The organism is Microbaculum marinum (assembly GCF_037855135.1).
Taxonomy (GTDB): domain Bacteria; phylum Pseudomonadota; class Alphaproteobacteria; order Rhizobiales; family Tepidamorphaceae; genus Microbaculum; species Microbaculum marinum.
In genome coordinates this window covers 97,049-119,503 of the sequence record NZ_JAZHOF010000014.1, presented here as the reverse complement: position 1 = coordinate 119,503, position 22,455 = coordinate 97,049, and the positions used below count along the sequence as shown (strand labels likewise).

General features: G+C 70.4%; 19 protein-coding genes and 1 tRNA gene. 7 read left to right on the top strand and 13 right to left on the bottom strand.

From position 1 onward, the window contains the following. Nucleotides 1–15: 15 nt before the first annotated feature. The 4 genes from purH to htpX all read right to left on the bottom strand — a co-directional run bounded on the left by purH (nt 16) and on the right by htpX (nt 6,238). The gene (gene purH, locus V3328_RS25580; RefSeq protein WP_378758835.1) at nt 16–1,617 is read right to left on the bottom strand and encodes a bifunctional phosphoribosylaminoimidazolecarboxamide formyltransferase/IMP cyclohydrolase; all 1,602 of its coding nucleotides are present in this window, start codon (nt 1,615–1,617) and stop codon (nt 16–18) included. A gap of 155 nt (nt 1,618–1,772) precedes the next feature. Next, nucleotides 1,773–3,614: a heparinase II/III family protein gene (locus V3328_RS25575; protein WP_340332564.1), complete on the bottom strand. Its 1,842-nt coding sequence runs from the start codon at nt 3,612–3,614 to the stop codon at nt 1,773–1,775. Nucleotides 3,615–3,811: 197 nt separating this feature from the next. Continuing rightward, entirely contained in the window at nt 3,812–5,131 is a 1,320-nt protein-coding gene (locus V3328_RS25570) for an RsmB/NOP family class I SAM-dependent RNA methyltransferase (RefSeq protein ID WP_340332590.1), read from the bottom strand. 90 nt (nt 5,132–5,221) lie between these two features. Next, nucleotides 5,222–6,238, bottom strand: coding sequence for a zinc metalloprotease HtpX (gene htpX / locus V3328_RS25565; RefSeq protein ID WP_340332563.1), 1,017 nt, complete (start codon nt 6,236–6,238; stop codon nt 5,222–5,224). 90 nt (nt 6,239–6,328) lie between these two features. On the opposite strand from htpX, the gene V3328_RS25560 reads away from it, so the two are divergent. Beyond that, nucleotides 6,329–6,529 (top strand): DUF1674 domain-containing protein, encoded by a 201-nt coding sequence (locus tag V3328_RS25560; protein WP_340332562.1) that lies wholly within the window; start codon nt 6,329–6,331, stop codon nt 6,527–6,529. Nucleotides 6,530–7,069: 540 nt separating this feature from the next. On the opposite strand, the gene acs is transcribed toward V3328_RS25560, so the two are convergent. The 3 genes from acs to V3328_RS25545 form a co-directional block, all read right to left on the bottom strand. Next, a complete protein-coding gene (gene acs / locus V3328_RS25555) occupies nt 7,070–9,022 on the bottom strand; it encodes an acetate--CoA ligase (protein WP_340332561.1) in 1,953 nt (650 codons plus the stop codon). Between the two features lie 153 nt (nt 9,023–9,175). Then, nucleotides 9,176–9,577, bottom strand: coding sequence for a DUF1761 domain-containing protein (locus V3328_RS25550; protein WP_340332560.1), 402 nt, complete (start codon nt 9,575–9,577; stop codon nt 9,176–9,178). Nucleotides 9,578–9,670: 93 nt separating this feature from the next. Beyond that, on the bottom strand, nt 9,671–10,345 hold the full coding sequence (locus tag V3328_RS25545) for a class I SAM-dependent methyltransferase (RefSeq protein ID WP_378758836.1): 675 nt from the start codon (nt 10,343–10,345) through the stop codon (nt 9,671–9,673). Nucleotides 10,346–10,395: 50 nt separating this feature from the next. Between V3328_RS25545 and V3328_RS25540 the strand changes: the two genes are divergently transcribed. After that, nucleotides 10,396–10,641, top strand: coding sequence for a hypothetical protein (locus V3328_RS25540; protein ID WP_340332559.1), 246 nt, complete (start codon nt 10,396–10,398; stop codon nt 10,639–10,641). On the opposite strand, the gene V3328_RS25535 is transcribed toward V3328_RS25540, so the two are convergent. The 4 genes from V3328_RS25535 to tsaD form a co-directional block, all read right to left on the bottom strand. Next, entirely contained in the window at nt 10,638–11,051 is a 414-nt protein-coding gene (locus V3328_RS25535) for an EVE domain-containing protein (RefSeq protein WP_340332558.1), read from the bottom strand. The genes V3328_RS25540 and V3328_RS25535 overlap by 4 nt on opposite strands. Before the next feature lie 79 nt (nt 11,052–11,130). Next, the gene (locus V3328_RS25530) at nt 11,131–12,003 is read right to left on the bottom strand and encodes a LysR family transcriptional regulator (RefSeq protein ID WP_340332557.1); all 873 of its coding nucleotides are present in this window, start codon (nt 12,001–12,003) and stop codon (nt 11,131–11,133) included. A gap of 91 nt (nt 12,004–12,094) precedes the next feature. Then, nucleotides 12,095–13,102 carry an NAD(P)H-dependent glycerol-3-phosphate dehydrogenase gene (locus V3328_RS25525; protein WP_340332556.1) on the bottom strand — a complete coding sequence of 336 codons (1,008 nt, stop codon included), beginning with the start codon at nt 13,100–13,102 and terminating at the stop codon, nt 12,095–12,097. After that, a complete protein-coding gene (gene tsaD / locus V3328_RS25520; protein WP_340332555.1) occupies nt 13,102–14,142 on the bottom strand; it encodes a tRNA (adenosine(37)-N6)-threonylcarbamoyltransferase complex transferase subunit TsaD in 1,041 nt (346 codons plus the stop codon). The genes V3328_RS25525 and tsaD overlap by 1 nt, the downstream gene beginning before the upstream one ends. A gap of 123 nt (nt 14,143–14,265) precedes the next feature. On the opposite strand from tsaD, the gene hemC reads away from it, so the two are divergent. From hemC to V3328_RS25495, 5 genes are all read left to right on the top strand, one after another. After that, entirely contained in the window at nt 14,266–15,195 is a 930-nt protein-coding gene (hemC, locus tag V3328_RS25515; protein ID WP_340332554.1) for a hydroxymethylbilane synthase, read from the top strand. Next, on the top strand, nt 15,192–15,941 hold the full coding sequence (locus V3328_RS25510; RefSeq protein ID WP_340332553.1) for a uroporphyrinogen-III synthase: 750 nt from the start codon (nt 15,192–15,194) through the stop codon (nt 15,939–15,941). Before hemC ends, V3328_RS25510 begins: the two co-directional genes overlap by 4 nt. Nucleotides 15,942–16,289: 348 nt before the next feature. Then, complete coding sequence (locus V3328_RS25505) at nt 16,290–18,227, top strand: COG4223 family protein (RefSeq protein WP_340332552.1); 1,938 nt, start codon at nt 16,290–16,292, stop codon at nt 18,225–18,227. Nucleotides 18,228–18,249: 22 nt separating this feature from the next. After that, nucleotides 18,250–20,427, top strand: coding sequence for a heme biosynthesis protein HemY (locus V3328_RS25500; protein ID WP_340332551.1), 2,178 nt, complete (start codon nt 18,250–18,252; stop codon nt 20,425–20,427). A gap of 90 nt (nt 20,428–20,517) precedes the next feature. Continuing rightward, nucleotides 20,518–20,593 (top strand) — tRNA-Thr (locus V3328_RS25495). Between the two features lie 88 nt (nt 20,594–20,681). Here V3328_RS25495 and V3328_RS25490 read toward each other — a convergent pair. After that, nucleotides 20,682–21,188, bottom strand: a complete 507-nt coding sequence (locus tag V3328_RS25490) for a flavin reductase family protein (RefSeq protein WP_340332550.1) — start codon at nt 21,186–21,188, stop codon at nt 20,682–20,684. 13 nt (nt 21,189–21,201) lie between these two features. Beyond that, nucleotides 21,202–22,440, bottom strand: a complete 1,239-nt coding sequence (locus V3328_RS25485) for a styrene monooxygenase/indole monooxygenase family protein (protein ID WP_340332549.1) — start codon at nt 22,438–22,440, stop codon at nt 21,202–21,204. Nucleotides 22,441–22,455 lie beyond the last annotated feature (15 nt).

The following is a 22,455-nucleotide window of genomic DNA, read 5'->3' as shown; positions in this document are numbered from 1 at the left end:
CCTCCCCGGGGTGTCTCAGTGCCTGAAGTGGCGCATGCCCGTGAGCACCATGGCAAGGCCTTTTTCGTCGGCCGCGGCGATCACCTCGTCGTCCCGCATCGACCCGCCCGGCTGGATCACGGCGGTCGCGCCGGCCTCCGCCGCCGCCAGCAGGCCGTCGGCGAACGGGAAGAAGGCGTCGGACGCGACCACGGCTCCCTCGGCAAGCGGCCGGTCGGCGCCGGCCGCCTTCGCCGCCTCGGCGGACTTGTGAGCGGCGATCCGCGCCGAATCGACGCGGCTCATCTGCCCCGCCCCGATGCCGGCCGTCGCGCCGTTCCTGGCGTAGACGATCGCGTTCGACTTGACGTGCTTGGCGACCCGCCAGGCAAACAGCAGATCGCGCATTTCCTGCTCGCTCGGCGCGCGCCGGGTGACGACGCGAAGGTCCGCCGCGCCGAGGCGCCCGTTGTCGCGCGACTGCACCAGCAGGCCGCCTGCGACGGACCGCACCATCAGGCCGGGCGCCGCCGGATCCGGCAGGCCGTCGGTCACCAGCAGCCGCAGGTTCTTCCTGGCGGCGACGATCTCGATCGCCTCGGGGCTCGCGGCGGGCGCGACGATGACTTCGGTGAAGATCTCGACGATCTTCTCGGCGGCTTCGGCGTCGAGCGTCCTGTTGAGGGCGACGATGCCGCCGAAGGCCGACACCGGATCGCAGACCAGCGCCTTCTCGTATGCCTCGCGCAGGCTGTCGCCCACCGCCACGCCGCACGGATTGGCGTGCTTGATGATGGCGACGGCGGCGGAGTCCCCGGGATCGAACTCGGCGACCAGTTCGAAGGCCGCGTCCGTGTCGTTGATGTTGTTGTAGCTGAGCGCCTTGCCCTGCACCTGCCGGGCGGTCGCGACACCCGGCCTGGCGGGTCCGGGCCGGCTCTCGGCGCTCCGGTAGAAGCCGGCGCGCTGATGCGGGTTCTCGCCGTAGCGCAGCTGTTCGGCAAGGGTGCCGCCGAATGCGATGAACGTCGGTTCCGCCTCGCCGGTCTCCTCCGAGAACCAGCGCGAGATCGCCGCGTCATAGGCCGCCGTGCGCGAGAAGGCCTTTGCCGCCAGCCGCTGCCGCGTGCCGGCGCTGACGCCGCCGGCGCCCACTTCCTCGAGCACGCCGGCATAGTCGGCCGGGTCGACCAGCACCGTCACCGAGCCGTGGTTCTTGGCCGCCGCGCGAATCATCGCCGGGCCGCCGATATCGATGTTCTCGATGCACTCGGGGAAGGCGGCGCCGCGCCGCAGGGTGTCTTCGAACGGATAGAGATTGATCACGAGGAGGTCGATCTCCGGAATGCCGTGTTCCGAAAGCGCCGCGATGTGCTCGGGCTTCGAACGGTCCGCCAGCAGGCCCCCGTGGACGTTGGGATGCAGCGTCTTGACCCGTCCGTCGAGCATTTCGGGAGAGCCGGTGACCGCGGCGACGTCGACGACGGCCAGTCCGGCCTCCCTAAGGGTTCGCGCCGTGCCGCCGGTGGACAGGATCTCGGCGCCGCCATCGGCCAGGGCCCTGGCGAAATCGACGATCCCGGACTTGTCGGAAACGGAAACGAGGGCCCGGCGGACGGGCGTCGGCTTGTCGGTCATCGGCATATCCTGCTGCGGAGGGAGTTCGCGCCGCCGATTAGCACGATGCGCGGAAAAACCAAAGGAAGCGCGCCGCGCTTCAAGGCGCCCCGACAGGAACATGCCGGCCAGGCGGGCCGGCCGCACGGTCTCCCTCCTGCGGCATCACGGCGGAGTCAGGAGCGCTCTTCCGGGTCCGCGTCTTCGGACACCTCGGGCGCCTCCGCCTCCGCGTCGGACGGCGCGGCGACGACGGCCTCCTCCACCTCGCTGACCAGCGGCAGCTCGCCGGGCTCGCCGGGGCTCTCCGCCACCCGTTCCCGGCGATCCAGCCTCTGCAGCCGCCAGGTGACCCGCGGCGAATGCCGGGCGCGCCCGTGCACGACGATCTGGTCGGTGCGGCGGGCGCCGTCGAGGCCGCCGAGATAGACGCTTTCCTCGATGCTGATGTCGGCCCCGCCTGCATAGAGTTCCCACGGCTCGCCGCGGGCCGGCGCGAGGATGGCGCGGCTGTGATCGCGCGTCAGGGTCGCCCTGACGCCGGGGTGCAGGTGGAAGCGGACCGCATAGCTCGGGTTGGCGCGCGAACCGGCCCCCGCAGCAGTCGAGAAGACATCCTCCCCGTCGATCCGCCCGCCGTCGGGGGACAGCGCGATGCGGCGCTCGTGCAGGATGCCGAAGTCGCTGCGATAGCCGTCGTGGCCGGCGCTGAGGGCCATCACCTCGGCATCATGACGCTCGACGGTGACGTTGCGCGGCCCCGACAGCATGATCGGTCCCAGCTTCTTCAGGACCATCGGGCTCGTGGCGAATCGGCACGAGGAGGTATCTTCCAGGGCTGCGGTCGAATGGGCGGCCGTCGACCGGGACACCACGCGCCACTGGGCGTTGCCGAATGCCGGGACGCCGCAGTTGACGATGATCCGGTCCGGTCCCGAGGAGAACTCGAACGACAGGCAGCCGGCATGGGCTTCCCGGCTCAGCAGCGGCGGGGGCGGTGCGCCGGTGTCGACGATGATGACGGTGTCGGCGGCCTGCAGACGCTGGTAGCCGGAATAGCTGGCGTTCAGCACCGGCGCGCCCCGGCTCTCGTCATAGGCGAGCAGGGTCGCCATCACGTCCGGATAGGTCGGCCCCATGCCGTTGAAATGGGCGAGCGCCCCGTCGCCGTGCCGGAAGAACCGCAGCATCGGCATCATCCGGTCGATGGCCGAGATCAGCGCAGCGGACGGCGGCAGGTCGCGCGCGGCGAACGTCTGGCGCAGCGGCAGCAGGTCCAGCAGGATGCGGACGATCGCGTCCGGATTCCGGCTGACATGGCCGCCGTCGGGCAGGACCTGGCGGACCAGTTCGGAATCGAGCCAGCGCGCCGACTGGCGCAGCAGCCGCTGCCGGCCGGTCATGCACAGGCCCGCGTAGCACAGCGCGATCACGCAGATCAGGCGCGGCGTGCCGTCCGGCGCGTCATCGGCGGCGCGGGCGAGGTATCGCACCTGGCGGGCCAGCGACCGCATGAATCGCCGGTAGAAGGCCTGGTCGGCCCCGCGCAGGATCAGCGGCGAATGGCTGAGCCAGGAGACCAAGCGCCGGGCGATGATCTCGGGAGCCCACACCGCGTGGTCGTAACTGCCGTACTCGTTGATCCAGTCGGCGATCAGCGCGCGCGTGTGCAGGCGGGTCAGTTCGGTGTCTGCGGCCCGCATGTGACGAAGCCAGCCGAAGCCGTGCAGCGCGCGCTGCCACTCCGCCGAGGGCGGATCGATGGTGAAGGGCGAGTTCCCGCCGATGTCGACGACCGATCCGGCGAGCGCGTAGCGGCCGGAATAGAAATCCTCGGCAATCGTCGGATCGGCTGTTCTCAGATCATGCGGGGCGACGGTCAGACGGTCCGGTGCGCCGCCGGAAAGGCGCCAGCGAGAAAACGGACCCGCATAGGCGCCGGTCAGCATCGAGCGCAGCTGATGCCCGGCCAGGATCGTGCCGATCCTTACGCGATCCCCTAACGCTATGCCGGCCATACCTGCCGCAGCCTCTTTCTCGTGCGCGCGATCGCGATCGCGCGGTCGCCGGCCTCCCACCCGTGGCCGGCTGGCCCGGTTCCCTTCACTCGGGCCCCGACTATTAACGATAAAAGTTTAATAATACTGAGCGACCCGCAAGACCCCGCGCCGGCAAAGCATTTCGCCGCTGTGAAGCGCAGCGCCGACCCTCGCGATCACGTTCGAACGAGGCGGGCCGCGTAGAACCCGTCCATGCCGCCGCGCGGATCGCGATCCGAGGGATCGCGACCTGGAACCGGCGTATGGGCAGGGAGCGTCCGCAGGTCTCCGGCGGGGCTGAGGCACTGGTCGAGACCGAAGATCTCCCCGGCGCCGACCGGCACCCGTTCGACCGGCGCGCCAGCGTCGATCAGGGCGTCGACGCCTGCCTCGCATTCCTCCGGCTCCAGCGAGCAGGTGGCGTAGACGATGGTGCCGCCGGGCTTGACGATGTCGACGGCACGCCGCAGCAGGCGGCGCTGCAGGTCGGCAAGCCGGCCGATCTCGGACGCCCGCCGGATCCATGCGATGTCGGGATGGCGCCGCAACGTCCCGGTCGCCGCGCAGGGAGCGTCCAGCAGCACCGCGTCGAACGGTTCGTCCGGCTGCCATTCGGCGGCGTCGGCAACGACCGTCCTCGCGGCCAGCCCCAGCCGGGCAAGATTTGCCTCGAGGCGCTTCATGCGCGCTGCGGAGCGGTCGACCGCGGTGACGGTCGCACCGGCGGCGGCCAGCTGCGCCGTCTTGCCGCCGGGTGCGGCGCAGAGGTCGACGACGCGCAGTCCCTGCACATTGCCGAGGAGCTTCGCAGGCAGCGCCGCGGCGACGTCCTGGACCCACCAGGCGCCGTCCTCGAACCCGGCGAGCCTGGTGACGTCGCCGGCGCCGGTCAGCCGGACCGTCCCGGTCGGCAGCGCGGTCCCGCCGAGGCGCTGCGCCCAGACCTCCGGTTCCGACCGCACCGTCAGGTCGAGCGGCGGCTCTTCGAGATGGGCGGCCATGATCGCGCCGGCGACCTCCGCCCCGTATGCCGCGGTCCAGCGGTCCGCGAGCCAGCCGGGGGTGTTGAGCCTGCCGGGATCCGGCATGGCACGTAAGTCATCACGTGCCCCGTCGATGCGCCGCAGGACTGCATTGACCACGCCGCGGAAGTGCCGACCGGCCCTGTCGGCGGCCGCCAGGCTGACGGCCGTGTCGACGGCGGCATGGGGGGGCACGTCGAGGAACAGGATCTGGCAGGCGCCCACCGACAGGATGGTGTTGACCATGGCCGCGGATTTCGGCAGCGGCTTTTCGAGGAACCGCTTGATCGCCAGGTCGATCTGGCCGTGCCGGCGCAGCGTCTCGGCGGCGAGCACCTTGACGAAGGCCCGGTCGCGCGCATCGAGCCTAGCCAGATCGGGGTGGCCATGCTCGCTGTCGAGTGCCGCGTCGAGCGTCTGCGCGCGCTTCAGGGCACCGGCGACGATATCCACCGCGATGCGGCGCGCCTCCAGCCCGGCCGGAGCGGGCCGGCCAGGGCTTGCGGGGGCCTTTCGCCGCCGCGCAGCCTTCCATTGTGCGGTGTCGCGGGCCACGAAGCCGGGTTAGCCCCACGGGCCGCGGGCGGGACCCGAGGATCCGCCCGACCGGGATCCGCCCGACCGGGATCCGCCGGGCCGCGATCCCGCCGGGGGTACGCTGCCCGAGCCGGCCGACGGGTCCGGCCCGCCGCCCCACGGACCGCTGCGGCCGGCCGGCGTCGCTGCGCCCATTCCAGCGCCCATCCCGGCGGCCATCTCGCGCAGCCTGGCGACGCGGTTCTCGGTGGCCGGGTGGGTGGAGAACAGGCTGTCCATGCGCTCGCCGTGCAGCGGGTTGATGATGAACATGTGGGCGGTCGCCGGATTGCGCTCTGCGGCCTGGTTGGGGATGCGCTTCGCGGCGCCGGCGATCTTGCCGAGCGCCGAGGCGAGCCACAGCGGCTGGCCGCAGATCTCCGCGCCTATCCGGTCGGCCTCGTACTCGCGCGACCGGGAGATCGCCATCTGCACCAGCATGGCCGCGAGCGGCGCAAGGATCATCATCAGGATGGTGCCGACGAGGCCGAGCGGATTGTTGCGGCTGCCGCCGAAGAACAGCGCGAAGTTGGCGAGCATCGAGATCGCGCCGGCCATGGTCGCGGTGATCGTCATGATCAGCGTGTCGTGGTGCTTCACGTGCGCGAGTTCGTGCGCCATGACGCCGGCGAGTTCCTCGCGTGACAGGGATTGCAGGATGCCGGTCGTCGCGGCGACGGCGGCGTTCTGCGGATTGCGCCCGGTGGCGAAGGCGTTCGGCTGCGGGTTCTCGATGATGTAGACCTTCGGCATCGGCAGGTCGGCGTTCGCCGCCAGGTCCCGGATCATCGAATAGAATTCCGGCGCGGTGCGCGCGTCGACCTCGCGCGCGTTGTACATGCGCAGCACGACCTTGTCGGAATTCCAGTAGCTGAACGCGTTCATCGCCAAGGCGACGGCGAAGGCGATCATCATGCCGCCGGAACCGCCGAGCAGGTAGCCGACGCCCATGAACAGCGCCGTCATGCCCGCCAGCAGGATTGCCGTTCTGAAATACCCGGCCATCGGTCCGTGATCCTTCCTTCGAAGCCCAGTCTTTACGATCGACCGTCTATATGTTGGTTTGGTTCCACATAGCGACAAGATATGACCGAAATGACCAATTCACCGAACGACGCAGAGGTCGAGAAACGCCGCAAGGACGCAGCCAAGCGCGCGCTTGCCGAGGCGGAGGCCCGACGCGCGGAGGCCGACGCGGCGAAATCGGAGCGTCCGAAGGAGTATAATGGGCCGAAAGGCCCGGAGCCGACGCGGTTCGGCGACTGGGAGCGCAAGGGGATCGCGAGCGACTTCTGAGGCCGCCCGCGAACCTGCTGGGCGCGCGTGCGCCAGTTCCTGTCCGACCTGGCCGGATGGGGTGGCCGCGACGACCGGATGACCATGTCCAAAACAACCGATAGGACGCATGGCCTCAGGCAAAGGCGGCAAGGCGCAAAAAAGTGACGCCGCTGACGAAGCATCCGCTCCGCGGCGACTTCAGGCGATCTGGCCCGCTACCGGGTCGATTCACGCCGTGTTGCCATAACGTCCGCTGCATCAAGGCCTTGGCACGGGCCGCAACGGACAATCGACCCGCCGACGAACCGGACTCCGACGAGTCGGCGCCCGCGGCGGGCCGTTTGCAAAAGTTCCTCAGAACAGCAGATAGATCAGAATGATGATGGGAATCGGGACGCCGATGGCCCAGAGCAGAATGCCTTTCATGACGGATCTCCTGAATGCCGCGGCGCCCGAACCTCTCGGTCCGGACGCCGGTTGGTTTTCAGAAGAACGCCGCAGCGCGGCTGCTGGTTCCGGCAGTGAGGAGCCGCGCGCGCCAGCAACGGGGCACCGCCCTCAGGCCGACGACTTCGCCCGGTTCTGACGATTGTCGATCAGGTCGTCGACGACAGCCGGGTCGGCGAGCGTCGAGGTGTCGCCGAGATTGGAGAACTCGTCCTCGGCAATCTTGCGCAGGATTCGGCGCATGATCTTGCCGGAGCGCGTCTTGGGCAGGCCCGGCGCCCACTGGATCAGGTCCGGCGAGGCGATCGGGCCGATATCCTTTCGGACCCAGGCGACGAGTTCCTTGCGCAGGTCCTCGCTCGGCGTCTCGCCCGACATCAGCGTGACGTAGGCATAGATGCCCTGGCCCTTGATGTCGTGCGGATAGCCGACCACGGCGGCCTCCGACACCTTCGGATGGGCGACCAGCGAGGATTCGACTTCCGCCGTGCCCATGCGGTGGCCGGAGACGTTGATGACGTCGTCGACGCGGCCGGTGATCCAGTAGTAGCCGTCCTCGTCGCGGCGGCAGCCGTCGCCGGTGAAGTACATGCCCTTGTAGGTCGAGAAGTAGGTCTGCACGAAGCGCTCGTGGTCGCCGTAGACGGTGCGCATCTGGCCGGGCCAGGAGTCCGTGATGACCAGGTTGCCGGAGGCGGCCCCGGTCAGCTCGTTGCCTTCGCCGTCCATCAGCGCCGGCTGGATGCCAAAGAACGGCCGCGTCGCCGAGCCGGGCTTCAGTCCGGTCGCGCCGGGCAGCGGCGTGATCAGGATGCCGCCGGTCTCCGTCTGCCACCATGTGTCGACGATCGGGCAGCGCCCGTCGCCGACGACGTTGTAGTACCACATCCAGGCTTCGGGATTGATCGGCTCGCCGACCGAGCCGAGCAGCCGCAGCGAGGAGCGGTCGGTCTTCTTCACCAGGTCGTCGCCGGCCCCCATCAGAGCCCGGATCGCCGTGGGGGCGGTGTAGAAGATGTTGACCTTGTGCTTGTCGCAGACCTCCCAGAACCGCGCCGCGGTCGGATAGTTCGGCACGCCCTCGAACATCAGCGTCGTGGCGCCGTTGGCGAGCGGGCCGTAGACGATGTAGCTGTGGCCGGTGACCCAGCCGACATCGGCGGTGCACCAGTAGACGTCGCCGTCGTGGTAGTCGAAGACGTAGTGATGGGTCATCGAGGCGTAGACCAGATAGCCGCCGGAGGTGTGCAGGACGCCCTTCGGCTGGCCGGTCGAGCCGGAGGTGTAGAGGATGAACAGCGGATCCTCGGCGTTCATCTCCTCGGGCGGGCAGTCGGCCGAAACCGCCTGCATCTCGTCGTGCAGCCAGACGTCGCGGCCTTCTTCCCATCCAATGTCGCCGCCGGTGCGCCTGACCACCACGACGTTCTTCACCGTCGGGCACTTCTTCAGCGCCTCGTCGGTGTTCGCCTTCAGCGGCACCTTGCGGCCGCCGCGCAGGCCCTCGTCGGCGGTGATCACGATGTTGGAATCGCACCCCTGGATGCGGCCGGCCAGCGAATCCGGGGAAAAGCCGCCGAACACCACCGAATGGATCGCCCCGATGCGCGCGCAGGCGAGCATCGCGTAGGCGGCCTCCGGGATCATCGGCATGTAGATGGTGATGCGGTCGCCCTTCTTCGCGCCCAGCTTCTTCAGGACGTTGGCGAAGCGGCAGACCTTCTCGTGCAGCTCGCGGTAGGTGATCTTCGCGTCGTCGGCCGGGTCGTCGCCCTCCCAGATGATCGCGACCTGATCGCCCCGCTCCTCGAGGTGCCGGTCGATGCAGTTCGCCGCGACGTTCAGGGTGCCGTCCTCGAACCACTTGATCGAGACGTCGTGCGGATCGTAGGAGGTGTTCTTGACCCGGGAATAGGGCCTGATCCAGTCGATGCGTTTGCCGTGCTCGGCCCAGAAGCCCTCGGGGTCGTCCACCGACCGCCTGTACATCTGCTGGTATGCCGCATCGTCGACATAGGCGCGCCTGGCCCAGTCCTCGGGCACCGGAATCACCGTGTCCTGCATCTAATCCCTCCCTCTACTCCCGGGAATATCGGTTCGACGGTGCGCCCTGGCAGGCACCCGCCCGTTTTCGCCGGCATTATGCTGGTGGCGTCCCGGCCCGGCAACGGCCGGGCCATGGAACTTTCGTCGACAGCGTCGATCCGCCGGCGCCTGCTATGCGCCGAACGCGCCGAGGACGGCGCCCATCAGGGTCAGCACGACCAGCCAGTGGCCCGCGTCAATCAGGGTCAGCGTCACCCGCGCGCCCTGGAAGGAATCGTTGACGGCGATCGAGGTTGCAACGAAGCCGAGCCAGATGAAGGCCGCGCCGACGATGCCGTTCTGCACGTTGACCTCGCCGAGGTGTCCGAGCACACCGGCCAGCATGTAGGCCATCAGCAGCTGTGCGATTCCCGCAACCACGTACGGGCCGGGCTTCGGCGTGACGTCGGCCCGGGTGCGGCCGAGCGCGGCCATCCAAACCGTCCCGAACGCCCGGTACCAGATGGCACCCGCCGCCAAGCCGACCACTGCGGCGATGACGACGGCGAGATAGTTGATTCCTGCGAAGACCATGTCGAGCAACTCCGGATTGGCGTTTCGTGAACGATGTTTAGAGCCAGAAGGACAGTAGCGGAAGCGCCGGGCGGCACAATCCGGCGCCGGACGTCAGGCGAGGCGCCAGACGGCGGTGCGCTTGATCTCCATGTCCTCGAGTTCGCGGCTCTGCGGCACCCCGTATTCGGCGATCCGGACGAGCCGGTCCTTCGGCAGATAGCTGCGGCCGGGATCGCCGATCAGCACCGTCGCGCCGGCCGCCCGCCAGGCGGCGAGGCGGGGAAACAGCCTGTCGGCGACCTCGCGCTCGTAGAACAGGTCGCCGACGAGGATCGTCCCGAACCGGGCGGCGATCCGGTCCGAGCCCTCGAGCACGTCCTCGCAGGTGACCGAGACCTCGACGCCGTTGAGGCGGGCATTGAGGCCGATTGCCGCGATCGCCCAGCGATCCGGATCGGCGGCCAGCACCCGTTGCGCCCCGGCGGCCATCGCCGCGATCGCCACCAGCCCGGAACCGGCGCCGAGGTCGAGCACGGCGCGGCCGCGGACAACCGGAGGATTGTCGAGAACGTATCGCGCCAGCGCCTGGCCGCCCGCCCAGGCGAACGCCCAGAACGGCGGCGGCAGCCCCATCCGGCCGAGCGCCTCCTCCGTCCGCGTCCACAGCGGCAGCGCCTCGTCGGCCAGCCGCAAGGTGATCTCGGGACACAGCGGAACCGGCCGCGGCGTGGTATTGTCCTCGACGAAGGCGGCATTCGGAGTTTCGGGCTGGGTCACGGTCGCCACGCCCGCCGCGCCTTCAAGCCGGCTCCCAGATCGAAGCAAGGCAAGGCTGCATGCGCCCGGTCCTCATAGCATCCATCGGCGCGCTCATCGGAGCCGTCCTCGGGGTTCCCGCGGGCTACGTCGCGGGGGCACTGATCGGCGACCCGACGGAGGCGTGCTCGGGGACGGCATGCGGATTCTTCGGATCGATCATGATCATCGCCGGCCTGTTCGGCGGCGCCGTCATCGGCGCGGTGGTCGGTCTCAGGCTGTCGCGGCCAGAGGGCCGCCGGCCGCCGGCCGGGCCGCGGCCCTAGAGACCGCCCATCTTGCGGATCTGCTTCCATTCGGCCGCCGTCACCGGCTGCACGGACAGGCGCGAATTGTTGACGAGCACCATGTCGGCGAGCTTCGGCTCCGCCTTGATGTCGTCCAGCGAGACCGGGTTTGGGACCGGCTCGACGGCGGCAATATCGACGCATTCCCAGGTGCCGGACCCGTCCCTGGAGTCGGGATGCGCCTCCGCCACCACCTCGACGATGCCGACGATGCGCTTCTCGTTGACCGAGTGATAGAAGAAGCCGAGGTCGCCCTTCTTCATCTCGCGCATGAAGTTGCGGGCCTGATAGTTGCGTACCCCGTCCCACTCCTCGCCCGTCCTGCCCTTCTTCACCTGATCGTCCCACGACCAGGTATTGGGCTCCGATTTGAACAGCCAGTACGCCATGCTTCCCTCAAGCCCCTGTCGCCCGCGTTTGAGGGGCGCACGATAGTGCCGATTCGCTCCGCTCTTCAATCGCCGCAGGTCAGGCGGCGTCCCGCTTCTCGCCGACGAAGGCGCGCCGGATATGGGCGGCAAGCTCGTCAACGGCACGGTCGGTGTCGCCGGACCGCACGAACAGGCCGATCGAGAAGTTCGGCAGCTGGGGCAGGCCGGCGTCGGGCGGCAGCACGCGCAGGTCGGGCGGCACGAAGGAGGCAAGCGAGGGCGTCACCGCCATGTCGGTGCGCACCGTCGTCATGGTCGCGTCGATATTGCCGTTCTCGAAGACCATGCGCCAGTCGACGCCCTCGTCCCGCAGCGCCTCGTGCACGGTCTGCCGGAACACGCAGGTCTCGCTGACGATCGACAGGGGCAGCGGCCGCTTGCGATGCGCGGTGCCGTTGCGGGCACCGATCCAGAGCAGGCGCTCGACGCCGAGGCATTCGCCGCGCGCGCTGTCGGCGCGCTCCTCGACGAGGGCGACGTCGACGTCGCCGCGATCGATGGCGGCACTCAGGTCGGGGGACGAGCCGCAGACGAGTTCGACATCGACATTGGGATTTGCATCGGCGAAGGCCGGCAGGACGCGCGGCAGGCAGCTCGTCACCAGGTCGTGCGGAATCCCGAACCGCACCTTGCCGCGCACGGCGGCGCCGTTCATCTCGGAGAGGATCTCGTCGTTGATCTCCAGGAACCGCTTCGACAGACCCAGCAGCCGCTCGCCCTGCGGCGTCAGCTTCAGGCCACGTCGGTCGCGGTCGAACAGGGCGACCTGAAGCACGTCCTCAAGCCGCCGGATCTGCTGGCTGACCGCGCCCTGGGTCAGCGCCAGCCGGTCGGCGGCTACCGTCATGTTGCGGCAGCCGGCAACCGTCACGAAGGTGCGCACCAGCGCGGTGTCGAGATTCCTGATCATGGCGGATCACTATTAGACCCGCTAATTCTCCCGGTCCAGCCTATTTGCTATCATAATAGGTATCGAATCCGCTCATGGCTGCGCCGATCGGCTATTCCTCGGACCTGAACGGCCGCGACAGCAGGCCCTCGATCGCCGCATCTACCGGCAGCCTGCCGGCGACCACCGCGGCGACGGCCTCGCAGATCGGCATCTCGATGCCGAGCGCGCGTGCCCGGCCGACGACGGCGGCAGCGGTCCAGACGCCCTCGGTCACTGGCCGGCGCGGCCCCAGCAGCTCGTCGACGGACTCGCCGCGGCCGAGCGCCACTCCGAACGAATAGTTGCGCGACTGCGCGCTGGTCGCCGTCAGCACGAGGTCGCCGAGGCCGGACAGGCCTGCCAGCGTTTCGGGCCTGGCGCCGAGCGCCCGGCCGAGCCGGGTCAGTTCGGCGAAGGACCGCGCCACCAGCGCCGCCTGGGCGCTCGCGCCCAGCGCCTTGCCGACGACGACGCCGCAGGCGATCGCCAGGACGTTCTTGACCGCGCCGCCAACCTGCACGCCGATCAGGTCGCCGGAGCGGTAGGGCCGGAAGGTGTTGTGCCCGATCGCCTCGACGAGGGCCGAACAGAGATCGTCGTCGGCGCAGGCCAGCGTCACGGCGGTCGGCAGGCCGTGGGCGACGTCCTCGGCGAAGCTCGGCCCCGACAGGATGCCGACGACCGCCTGCGGCAGCACCTCGGCGACGACGTCGGACATGAAGGCGCCGCTGCCGCGCTCGAATCCCTTGGCGGCAACCACGACCGGACGGCCCTCGGGCAACGCCTCAGCCATGTCCGCCGCCGTGCCGCGCACCGACTGCGCCGGCACGGCCAGGATGATCGCGTCCATCGCGCAGACCCGGTCGAGCGAGCGGGTGGCGGCGATGGCGTCGTCGAGTGCGATGCCGGGAAGCCTGAGGCGGTTCTCGTGATGACGGTTGATGTCGTCGACGGTCCTGGCGTCGCGGCCCCAGATCAGGACCTCGCGGCCGGCCCGCGCCGCGGCGGCGGCGAGCGCCGTTCCCCAGGCGCCGGCGCCGACGACGCCGACGGTGGATACGGTCCGGAGCACGGCCATCACGCCGCGTCCATCTCGTCGAGCGGCCAGCGCGCCCGCGCCGGGGCGTCGAGCGTGTCGGATCTGCCGAGCGCCAGCCGTTCGCAGCCCGCCCAGGCGACCATCGCCGCGTTGTCGCCGCACAGCCGGAGGGGCGGCGCCACCAGCGTTGCGCCGTAGTGCCCGGCGAGTCCTTCGAGGCGCCCGCGCACCGCGGCGTTGGCGGCAACGCCGCCGGCGACGACCAGGGTCGGCGCGTCGCCCGAGCCGGCGACGAACCGCTCCAGGGCCGAACGCGTCCGGTCCGCCAGCGAATCGGTGACGGCGGCCTGGAACGAGGCGCACAGGTCGGCGACGTCGCCGTCGCTCAGCGGCGCCAGCTTCTGCGCCTCCAGCCGCACCGCCGTCTTCAATCCGGAAAAGGAGAAGTCGCAGCCCGGCCGCCCGGCCATCGGCCGGGGAAACGCGAAGCGTTGCGGATCGCCGCCGGCAGCGATGCGCTCCACCTCCGGGCCGCCCGGCCAGCCGAGACCGAGCATCTTGGCGACCTTGTCGAACGCCTCGCCGACCGCATCGTCGACGGTCGTTCCCCAGCGCTCGTAGGTGCCCACGCCGCGCACCGCAACGATCTGGGTGTGGCCGCCGGTGACGAGGAGCAGCAGGTAGGGGAAACCGATTCCGTCGCTCAGCCGCGCGGTCAGCGCGTGCGCCTCCAGATGGTTCACCGCCACGAACGGCTTGCCGGCCGCCGCCGCGATCGCCTTGCCGGTCATCAGTCCGACGAGCAGCCCGCCGATCAGCCCCGGGCCGGCGGTCGCGGCGATGCCGTCGAGATCGGCTGCCGCGATGCCGGGCTCCCGCAGCGCCCGGGCGATCAGGGAGTCGAGCGCCTCGACGTGGGCACGCGCGGCGATCTCGGGGACGACGCCGCCGAACGGGGCGTGCTCGGCAAGCTGGCTGAGGACGACGTTGGAGAGGATGACGCCCGAGCCGTCGGCGCGGCGCTCCACCACCGCGGCCGCGGTCTCGTCGCAACTCGTCTCGATACCAAGTACCCGCACGTCGTGTTCCGGTCCCGTTTCGACCCTCAGGCCGTTTTCAATCGCATGTGCCCATCTCTATAGTCGCCCCCGGCCGCACCTGTCATCCACAGCCGTCATCCAGAAGGATCCGTCTTGTCCGACATGCCGATTCGCATCGCCACCCGCGGAAGCCCGCTCGCGCTCGCCCAGGCCGAGGAGGTCGCCGCCCGGCTGCGCGCCGCGCACGGCCTCGCGGAGAGCGACATCGCGGTCGTGGCGATGAAGACGACCGGCGACCGGATCCAGGACCGCACGCTCGCCGAGGCCGGCGGCAAGGGACTGTTCACCAAGGAGATCGAGGAGGCGCTGATCGACGGCCGCGCGGATCTCGCAGTCCATTCCGCCAAGGACGTGCCGACCTGGCTTCCGGACGGGCTGGTGCTGTCGGCCTTCCTGCCGCGCGAGGACGTCCGCGACGCCTTCATCTGCCGCATCGCCGGATCGCTCGCCGAACTGCCGGCCGGCGCCATCGTCGGCACTGCATCGCTTCGCCGCCAGGCGCTGGTGCTGCGCGCCCGGCCGGACCTCGAGGTCGTGACGCTGCGGGGCAACGTGCAGACCCGGCTGCGCAAGCTCGAGGCGGGCACCGTGCACGCGACGCTGCTGGCGTTGGCCGGCCTGAAGCGGCTTCACGCGGAGGCGGAGGCAGCCGCGCTGTTCGACCCCCAGACGTTCCCGCCGGCGCTCGGCCAAGGCGCCATCGCCGTCGAGACGCGTGCGGACGACAGCCGGGTCAACGACCTGGTCGCCGCCATCAACCACGCCGACACCGCCGCGGCGCTGACGTGTGAACGGTCGTTCCTCGACGTCCTCGACGGCTCCTGCCGGACGCCGATCGCCGGCCACGCCGCGGTCCATGACGGCAGATTGCGATTCGGCGGTCTGGTCATTAGCCACGACGGACAGACGTCGTTCGCCGCCGAGCGCAGCGGCAGCGCGGCGGAGGCCGAGGCGCTCGGCCGCTCCGCCGCCCGGGAGATCATCGACAGCGCCGGCGAAGCGTTCCTCGCCACCCTCAGGGACGGCCATTGACGGTCCTCGTCACGCGCCCGGCCGCAGACGCGCGGCGCACGATCGGAAAACTCGCCCGGATGGGCATCGATGCCATCGCCGCGCCGGCCCTCGACATCGTGCCGGTCGACCGCTTCGAGGTTGCGGAACGTCCCGCGGCGCTGCTGCTGACCAGCGCCAACGCCGTCGCCGCAATCGCCGCCAGGCCGGACCTGGACCGACTCAGGCAGGTACCGACATTCGCCGTCGGCGACCGCACGGCGGACGCCGCCCGTCAGGCCGGTTTCAGGGACGTGCGGTCGGCCGGGGGCGACGCTGGCGATCTCGCAGCGCTGGTGCGCCTGACACTGGAAGCGGGGGGGCGGGAACCGGGGCGCGGGCCGGTCGTTTACCTGAGCGGCCGCGATGTCAGCGCGGATCTGGACGAAGACCTGAGGAGGGCGGGGTATCGGTGCGAGCGCGTGGTGGTATACGAGGCGCGGCCCGCCGCCGACCTTCCCGATGCGGTGAAAGCAGCGATCTCCCAGGGCATGGTCAGCGCCATCCTTTTCCATTCCGCCCGCAGCGCGCTGGCGTTCGGAGCCATCACGGAGCGGACCGGCCTGTCGGCACGGCTTGCTCGGGTTCCCGCCGTGGTGCTGTCGGAGGGAGTCCGCACGGCGGCCGCCTCCTGCGGTTTCATGGTAGTCGCGGTGGCCGAGGCACCGAACGAGCGGGCTCTGCTGGCGGCCCTTGAGGGTTTGGTTAAGGCTCGTCGGCAACAGTGAGACGCTTCGTCTCGCAACAGCAAAACGAAAACGTGTATAACCCTAGGACGTGACCTCGGGATTGACGGGGAGCCTCCAGCGCCGGTTGGCAGGAATGGCAGTGGCTAGATCATGAGCAATGGCGACGACGATCCGAAAGCCGCAGGGGCGGGATCCGACAGGAACACGGATAGCGGGAAAAGCGTGCCCAAGTCCGGCAGTCGCAAGCGCCGCGCCGTCCGACCTCCCACAATAGCGGGAACGGCGACGGAACTCTCCCGGTCGGGATCGAAGGCCGGCACCGGCGCGTCCGCTTCTCCGACCGGCGCCGCATCCCCCGAAGACACCGCCGGCAAGACGGCCGATCCGGTGGCCGGTTCGAAGGAGACCGCCGCGCCGGCGGCCGCAAGCGTGCCGGCTTCCGGCGCGGCGGCTGCGGGCGCCTCCGCGGCGTCTTCGTCGTCCCCCTCGCCGTCCGTTGCCGGCGCGACGGCATCATCCCCGGGGCCAGCCGCCCCGGCAGCCGCTTCGTCCGGCGCCGGCTCGCCCAAGACCGCATCGTCGGCGACGGGCACCACCTCGCAAGCAGCATCCGGGTCCGGCGCGGCCAAGGAGGCCCCATCGAAGGCACCCCTCAAGGAGGAGAAGCCGACCGATCGCGCCGCGAAGGAAACGCCTGCCAGAGCATCGGCCACGTCGAAGCCCGCATCCGCGGTACCTTCCGCCGCCGGTACCAAGCCCTCGGCATCGACAGCGGGCGCAAAGCCGGGCTCCGCGGGGACGGGCGAAGCGGGGACTGGCGGGACCGGCGGCGCCGGCAAGCGGCCGCCGGGCCCCGGCGGAAACGGCCCGTCCGGTCAGGGGGGAGGATCGGACAACGGCAACGGCTCCGGCGAGACGCCGATCCCGACCGCCCGGCGGGCAAGCCTGATCGGCGCCGGCCTGGTCGGGGCGCTGATCGCGCTCGGCATCTATCTGGGTCTCTATTACGGCGGCATCCTGCCGCGCGACCAGAGCACGGTGATGGACGCCGTCGTGGTCCAGTCGCAGGAACTCGGACGGCGCATCGCGACGCTGGAATCGAGCGCCGCGCGCGACGCCAAGCGCGATCTCGGCAAGGAAGTGAACGACATCCAGTCGGCGCTCAAGGAGCTCGGCTCAGACCCGAAGAATGCGCTGGTCCGGCGCGTCCGCGACCTCGAGGCCTCGCTCGGCACGCTGACGGGCACCGGCGACGACGCAGCCGGGCCTTCCCTCGATTCCCGGGTGGCGGCTCTCGAGGAGAAGCTGGAAGGCGCAGGAGGAGCGGCTTCCGGCGACGCCGAGACGCTGCTGTCCGACCTTGCCCGGCGCGTCGAAGCGCTGGAAACGCGCCCGGCCGCGACAGGCGCTGACGGGACGCCGCCGGACACGCCCGCACCGATCGCCGCGCTGTCGGACCGCATGGCGGCACTGGACAAGCAGTTGCAGCAGACGGCGGACCAGGTGGCTGCGCTGGCGAAGTCGGGGTCCGCTGCGACCGACGAGACGCTTGCGCGGCTCGAGTCCGAACTGACGGCGATGCGCGACGAACTGGACAAGCTGAGCGGCACCGTCAGCCAGTCCGCCACGACCGTCGACGACAAGCTTGCAGCGTTCCGCACATCGATCGAGGAACGCGACGCAAATGCCGCGCAGGAGGCCGCCCGCACGGCTGCCGGCGCGCTTGCGCTGACGGGGCTGGCAAAGGCGGTCGACAGCGGCGCTCCCTATACGGCGGAACTGGACGTGCTGCGTCCGCTGGTCGGCGACAGCGCCGACCTGGCCGTCCTGGCGGACCACGCCGCCGCGGGCGTGCCTGATGCGCAGACGCTCGCGACCCGGTTCGACGCCGTGTCGGACGAGATCCTGTCGGCGGGAGCGGACTCTCAGACGGGACTGGTCGGCTCGCTGATGACGAGCGCCAGGTCGCTGGTCCGGGTCCGGCCGACCGGCGAGGCCGAAGGCGAGGGGCGCGGCGCGACCGTCGCCCGCATCGAGGCCGCCCTTCAGGCCGGCGAGCTGTCGGCGGCGGAGAGCGAATGGGCGTCGCTCGACGCGCCCGCGCTGCAGGCATCACAATCCTGGGCGGACGACCTGAAGGCGCGTATCGCCGTCGAGGGAGCGCTGGAGAAGATATCGTCGTCGCTGACCGCCTCCCTGTCGGAACCCGCGTCGACGCCTCCGGCCCAGTCCGGCAAGCCGGCGCCCGGCAAGGCGAACGCGAAGCCCGGCAACGGCAAGGCGAACGCGACCTCGTCGGCCGCACCGGAACCGGCGACGAACTGATCATCGAGCCAGAGGCAGGAGCATGATCCGGGTAGCACTTTACATTCTCCTCGTCGGCGTCGTCGCCTTCGGCGCGGCGTGGCTCGCCGACCGGCCGGGCGACATCGTGCTCGACTGGCAGGGCTGGCACGTCGAGACGAGCCTGATGGTCGCCGCGGTCGCCGTGCTCGTCATATTCGTCGCGCTGATGATCGTGTGGACGCTGATCCGCTGGATCCTGCACGGCCCCGCGGCGATGTCGGGCTTCTTCCGGGAGCGGCGCCAGACCAAGGGCTACCGCGCCCTGTCGCGCGGCATGATCGCGGCCGCCGCCGGCGACGCCCGGCTGGCCCGCCATTCCGCCAAGGAGGCCGACAAGCTGCTGCGCGACGAGCCGCTGGCGCTCCTGCTCGACGCCCAGGCAGCGCAGCTGTCGGGCGACCGCAAGGCAGCGCGGAAGGCGTTCGAGACGATGGCCGAGCGGCCCGACACCGAACTGCTCGGGCTGCGCGGACTGCTCATCGAGGCGCAGCGGGCGGGCGACGAGGAAACCGCCAGACTGTGCGTCGCGCGCGCCGCCGAGCGGGCGCCGGGCCTCGGCTGGGCGGCGAACGCGCTGCTCGAGCAGCAGACCCGCGAGGGCGACTGGCAGGCGGCGCTGGCGACGGTGGAACGCAATGCAGAGCACAGGCTGATCGACAAGAAGGCGGCGAAGCGCTCCCGCGCCGTGCTGATGACGGCGCAGGCGATAGAGGTCGAGGAGGCCGAACCCGAGCGCGCGCTGGCTCTGGCGCTGGAAGCCCACAAGCTGGCGCCGGAACTGGTGCCGGCTGCCGTCGTCGCCGGGCGGCTGTCGGCCGCCGCCGGCAACACCCGGCAGGTCACCCGGATTATCGAGAAGACATGGCGGCAGTCGCCGCATCCCGATCTCGCCGAGGTCTACGCGCATGCGCGGCCCGGCGACTCCGCCCGCGACCGCCTGAAGCGCGCGCAGACGCTCCTGCAGAAGATGCCCAACAACGAGGAGGGCCGCATCGCGGTGGCCGTCGCCGCGATCGAGGCGCGCGACTGGAAGGAAGCGCGCAAGGCCGTCGAGCCGCTGACCCGTTCGGCGCCGAGCCAGCGCATCTGCATGCTGATGGCCGACATCGAGGAGGGCGAGACCGGCGACGCCGGCAAGGTCCGCGAATGGCTCGCCCGCGCCGTGCGCGCGCCGCGCGATCCCGCCTGGACCGCCGACGGCTACATCGCCGCCGAGTGGGCGCCGGTGTCGCCGATCACCGGCCAACTGGATGCCTTCGAATGGAAGGTGCCGGTCGAGGCGCTGACAGCGCCCGGGCAGGACGAACCGGACACGCCGGCCGAGGCCATCGACGCGCCGCGGGCGATGATCGAAGTGACGCCGCAGCCGGCGACACGGGCGCCGACGGGGGCCGCGGCTCCCCAGGCAAGTCCCGCCCCTGCAACCCCGGCACCCGCGAGCCCGGCACCTGCAAGCGCGGCCACTGGCAGCATGTCCCCTGGTAGCGCGCCGACCGGTAGCCCGGCCCCTGCCGGACCGGCGGCCGCGACGACCGCGCCGGCCGGACCGGAGGCTAACAAACCGGCGCCGGCGCCAGCGGAAACACCGAAGACGGTAGCCCCGGAACCCGACGCCAAGACGCCCAAGATCGAGAAGACTGAAACGGCGAAGACCGGTTCCGCGCCGGCGGCCGGCGCCGCGGCGGCTGCGGCCACGGGTCCCGCGCCGCCCGTCGCGCCGGCAAGCCCGGCCAGGTCCTCCGCGGAGAAGGCATCGGATACCGGCACGCCGGGCGCGGCCGCCGCTCCCGGCTCCGCCTCGGATGCGCCCCGGAAGACGCCGGAGACCGAGGCCAGATCCGCGCCCGTACCGGAGAAGACACCACCGCAGAAGGCGTCACCGGAGCAAACGGGACCTGAGAAGACGGGGCCTGAGAAGACGGGGCCTGAGAAGACGGGCCCTCAGCGGACCGGTACCGAGAAGAGCGAGACCGGGGCGACGCGGCCGGACAGGTCCGGAAAGCCTGAGGCGCCCGTCCCGGTGGGCGCCGATGCCACGCCGGAGCCGGGCGGCGACCGGTCCGCCGAGGAGCATCGCGATGCTGTGCCGATGGCGTTCGACCGCCCTCCGGACGATCCCGGCCCGGTCCCGGACGACGAGGACACCGACAAGCCGAAGCGGCGCTTCGGGCTTTTCTAGCCGCCGCCGCCGGCCGCCGGGAGCCCGTGCATCCGGACTTCGTTAGCGCTTGAAAAGCATCGCCCGCATCACTATTGATGCGCTCAGGTTGCCGCCATAGCTCAGTTGGTAGAGCGGCGCATTCGTAATGCGTAGGTCGGGTGTTCGAGTCACCCTGGCGGCACCATTTCACTTTCCCGTCGCGTCCGTTGAGAAGTCCACCGCCTGAAGAGGCGTCCGCCGCGCGCGTCGGACGGCAGGTGCGGTCCCTGCCCTTAGACGGGCAGGCAGACGCCGAAGTTGCCGTCGGCGTAGATCAGGCCGCGACCGGCCTCGGTTGCGCCGTGCACTTCCCGGACGAGGCCGATGACGATGAGGTGCGTCGACCTGTCGATCACCTGATCGACGAGGCACTCGAAGCTGGCCACCGCGCCGCCGAGGAGCGGGGCGCCGGTGGCCCCGTCCTGCCAGCGACCGACTGCGAAGCGGTCCTCGCCGGAGTGGCCGCCGATCCCCGCGAAGGCGAGGCCGACCGGCTTCTGCCCGCGGCCGAGAAGGTTGACGCTAAAGGCGCCGGACCGTGCGATCTCGGCGCCGAGCCAGGTCGCCTTGTTGATGCAGACGAGCAGGGTCGGCGGCGCCACGGTCAGCGACGACACGGCCGTGGCGGTGATGCCGCAGCGCTTGCCGTCGGGCGTCCGCGCCGCCACCACCGAGACGCCGGAGGCGAGGCGGCGCATGCCCTGCCTGAAGCGGGTCTCGATGCCGCCGTCGTCGGGCATCGTCCGGCCCTCCTCAGGCGGCCAGCGACTTCAGGTAGGCGTCGGCCTCCTCCGGCACCGCGAACCACGGGAAGAAGTCGGTCGGGTCGTTGAAGCCGTTGGCGATCCGCTTCGCCAGCGCCGGGAACTGCTGCGCGGCACCCATGATGTCGAGCACGTGCGGCGGCGGCGGTTGCAGCAGCGCGTTGGTCCAGCCCGAGACGTATTGCGCGTAGCTCCAGTAGCTGTCGAAGGTCGCCTGCATCCACGCTTCGTCGAACGGCCGGTCGCCGTTTGCCAGGATCGCGTCCATGTAGACGCGGGCGCATTTCGAGGCGTTGTTGGAGCCCTGCCCGGTGATCGGGTCGTTGAGCACCACCACGTCGCCCATCCCCATAACCGCGCGCCCGGAGGGCAGGCGGCCGACGGGGTGGCGGACGGTCGGGGGAAAGCGCCCCGCCAGCACGCCGTTGTCGTCGGTGAGCTCGATGTCGCGGCAGCGGTCCGCCTCCCAGGGCAGGAACGTGTCGAGGATCCACTTCGACGTCTCCAGATGCGCCTCCGGCGTCTTCACCTCGCCCCAGCAGTCCATCGGGCCGCCGGGAATGCCTTCGAAGACCATGATCTCGCAGGGCCCCGTGGTGGTCAGCGCGGGGAACACGAAATACTCGCCGACCGTCGGGATCAGGTTGAAGCACACCGCCGAGTGCTCCGGCCGCGGCGTCATGCCGGTGACGTAGGTCAGCGCCAGCGCCCGCTGCGGCTTGTCGAAGACCGATTTCTCGTCGTCGCGCGCGAACATGCCGGCGATCTCGCCCTTGCCGGCGGCGACCACGACGAGGTCGCTCTCCTTCGCATAGGTCTCCAGGTCGTCGACCGAGGCGTCGTGAATCTCCATGGTGCCGCCGCGCTTTTCCACCTCCTTCATCCAGACGGGAAACTTGACGCGCTGGTCGACGCTCTGGGCGTAGCGGTCGAGCTTGCCGTTCCAGTCGATCGCCTTTGCTCCGGAACCGTCCGGCGCCGGAACGGCGAAGTTGATCGAATCGACGGTCGGGCAGTCGGCTTCCCAGAAGTTCGCGCCGATGTCGCGCTCGTTCTGCAGCGCCTCGTCGAACATGCACTGGCTCGACGTCACCCTGCCCGCGGCGATCTCCTCGCCGGTGCGGTTCTGCACGACGCGGACGTCGTAGCCGCCGTCCTTCAGAAGCCCGAGCGCCAGCTGCAGGCCGGACTGGCCGCCGCCGACGATGGTCACACTGCGCCTGGTCATTGCATTGCCCTCCTG

What these genes read in the sequence shown, in the direction of transcription:
- V3328_RS25490 (WP_340332550.1), bottom strand. Translation starts at nt 21,188, where the DNA reads ATGCCCGACGACGGCGGCATCGAGACCCGCTTCAGGCAGGGCATGCGC.
- htpX (WP_340332563.1), bottom strand. Translation starts at nt 6,238, where the DNA reads ATGGCCGGGTATTTCAGAACGGCAATCCTGCTGGCGGGCATGACGGCG.
- purH (WP_378758835.1), bottom strand. Translation starts at nt 1,617, where the DNA reads ATGACCGACAAGCCGACGCCCGTCCGCCGGGCCCTCGTTTCCGTTTCC.
- V3328_RS25540 (WP_340332559.1), top strand. Translation starts at nt 10,396, where the DNA reads ATGCGCCCGGTCCTCATAGCATCCATCGGCGCGCTCATCGGAGCCGTC.
- V3328_RS25485 (WP_340332549.1), bottom strand. Translation starts at nt 22,440, where the DNA reads ATGACCAGGCGCAGTGTGACCATCGTCGGCGGCGGCCAGTCCGGCCTG.
- V3328_RS25535 (WP_340332558.1), bottom strand. Translation starts at nt 11,051, where the DNA reads ATGGCGTACTGGCTGTTCAAATCGGAGCCCAATACCTGGTCGTGGGAC.
- V3328_RS25560 (WP_340332562.1), top strand. Translation starts at nt 6,329, where the DNA reads ATGACCAATTCACCGAACGACGCAGAGGTCGAGAAACGCCGCAAGGAC.
- V3328_RS25525 (WP_340332556.1), bottom strand. Translation starts at nt 13,102, where the DNA reads ATGGCCGTGCTCCGGACCGTATCCACCGTCGGCGTCGTCGGCGCCGGC.
- acs (WP_340332561.1), bottom strand. Translation starts at nt 9,022, where the DNA reads ATGCAGGACACGGTGATTCCGGTGCCCGAGGACTGGGCCAGGCGCGCC.
- hemC (WP_340332554.1), top strand. Translation starts at nt 14,266, where the DNA reads ATGCCGATTCGCATCGCCACCCGCGGAAGCCCGCTCGCGCTCGCCCAG.
- V3328_RS25575 (WP_340332564.1), bottom strand. Translation starts at nt 3,614, where the DNA reads ATGGCCGGCATAGCGTTAGGGGATCGCGTAAGGATCGGCACGATCCTG.
- V3328_RS25530 (WP_340332557.1), bottom strand. Translation starts at nt 12,003, where the DNA reads ATGATCAGGAATCTCGACACCGCGCTGGTGCGCACCTTCGTGACGGTT.
- V3328_RS25550 (WP_340332560.1), bottom strand. Translation starts at nt 9,577, where the DNA reads ATGGTCTTCGCAGGAATCAACTATCTCGCCGTCGTCATCGCCGCAGTG.
- V3328_RS25500 (WP_340332551.1), top strand. Translation starts at nt 18,250, where the DNA reads ATGATCCGGGTAGCACTTTACATTCTCCTCGTCGGCGTCGTCGCCTTC.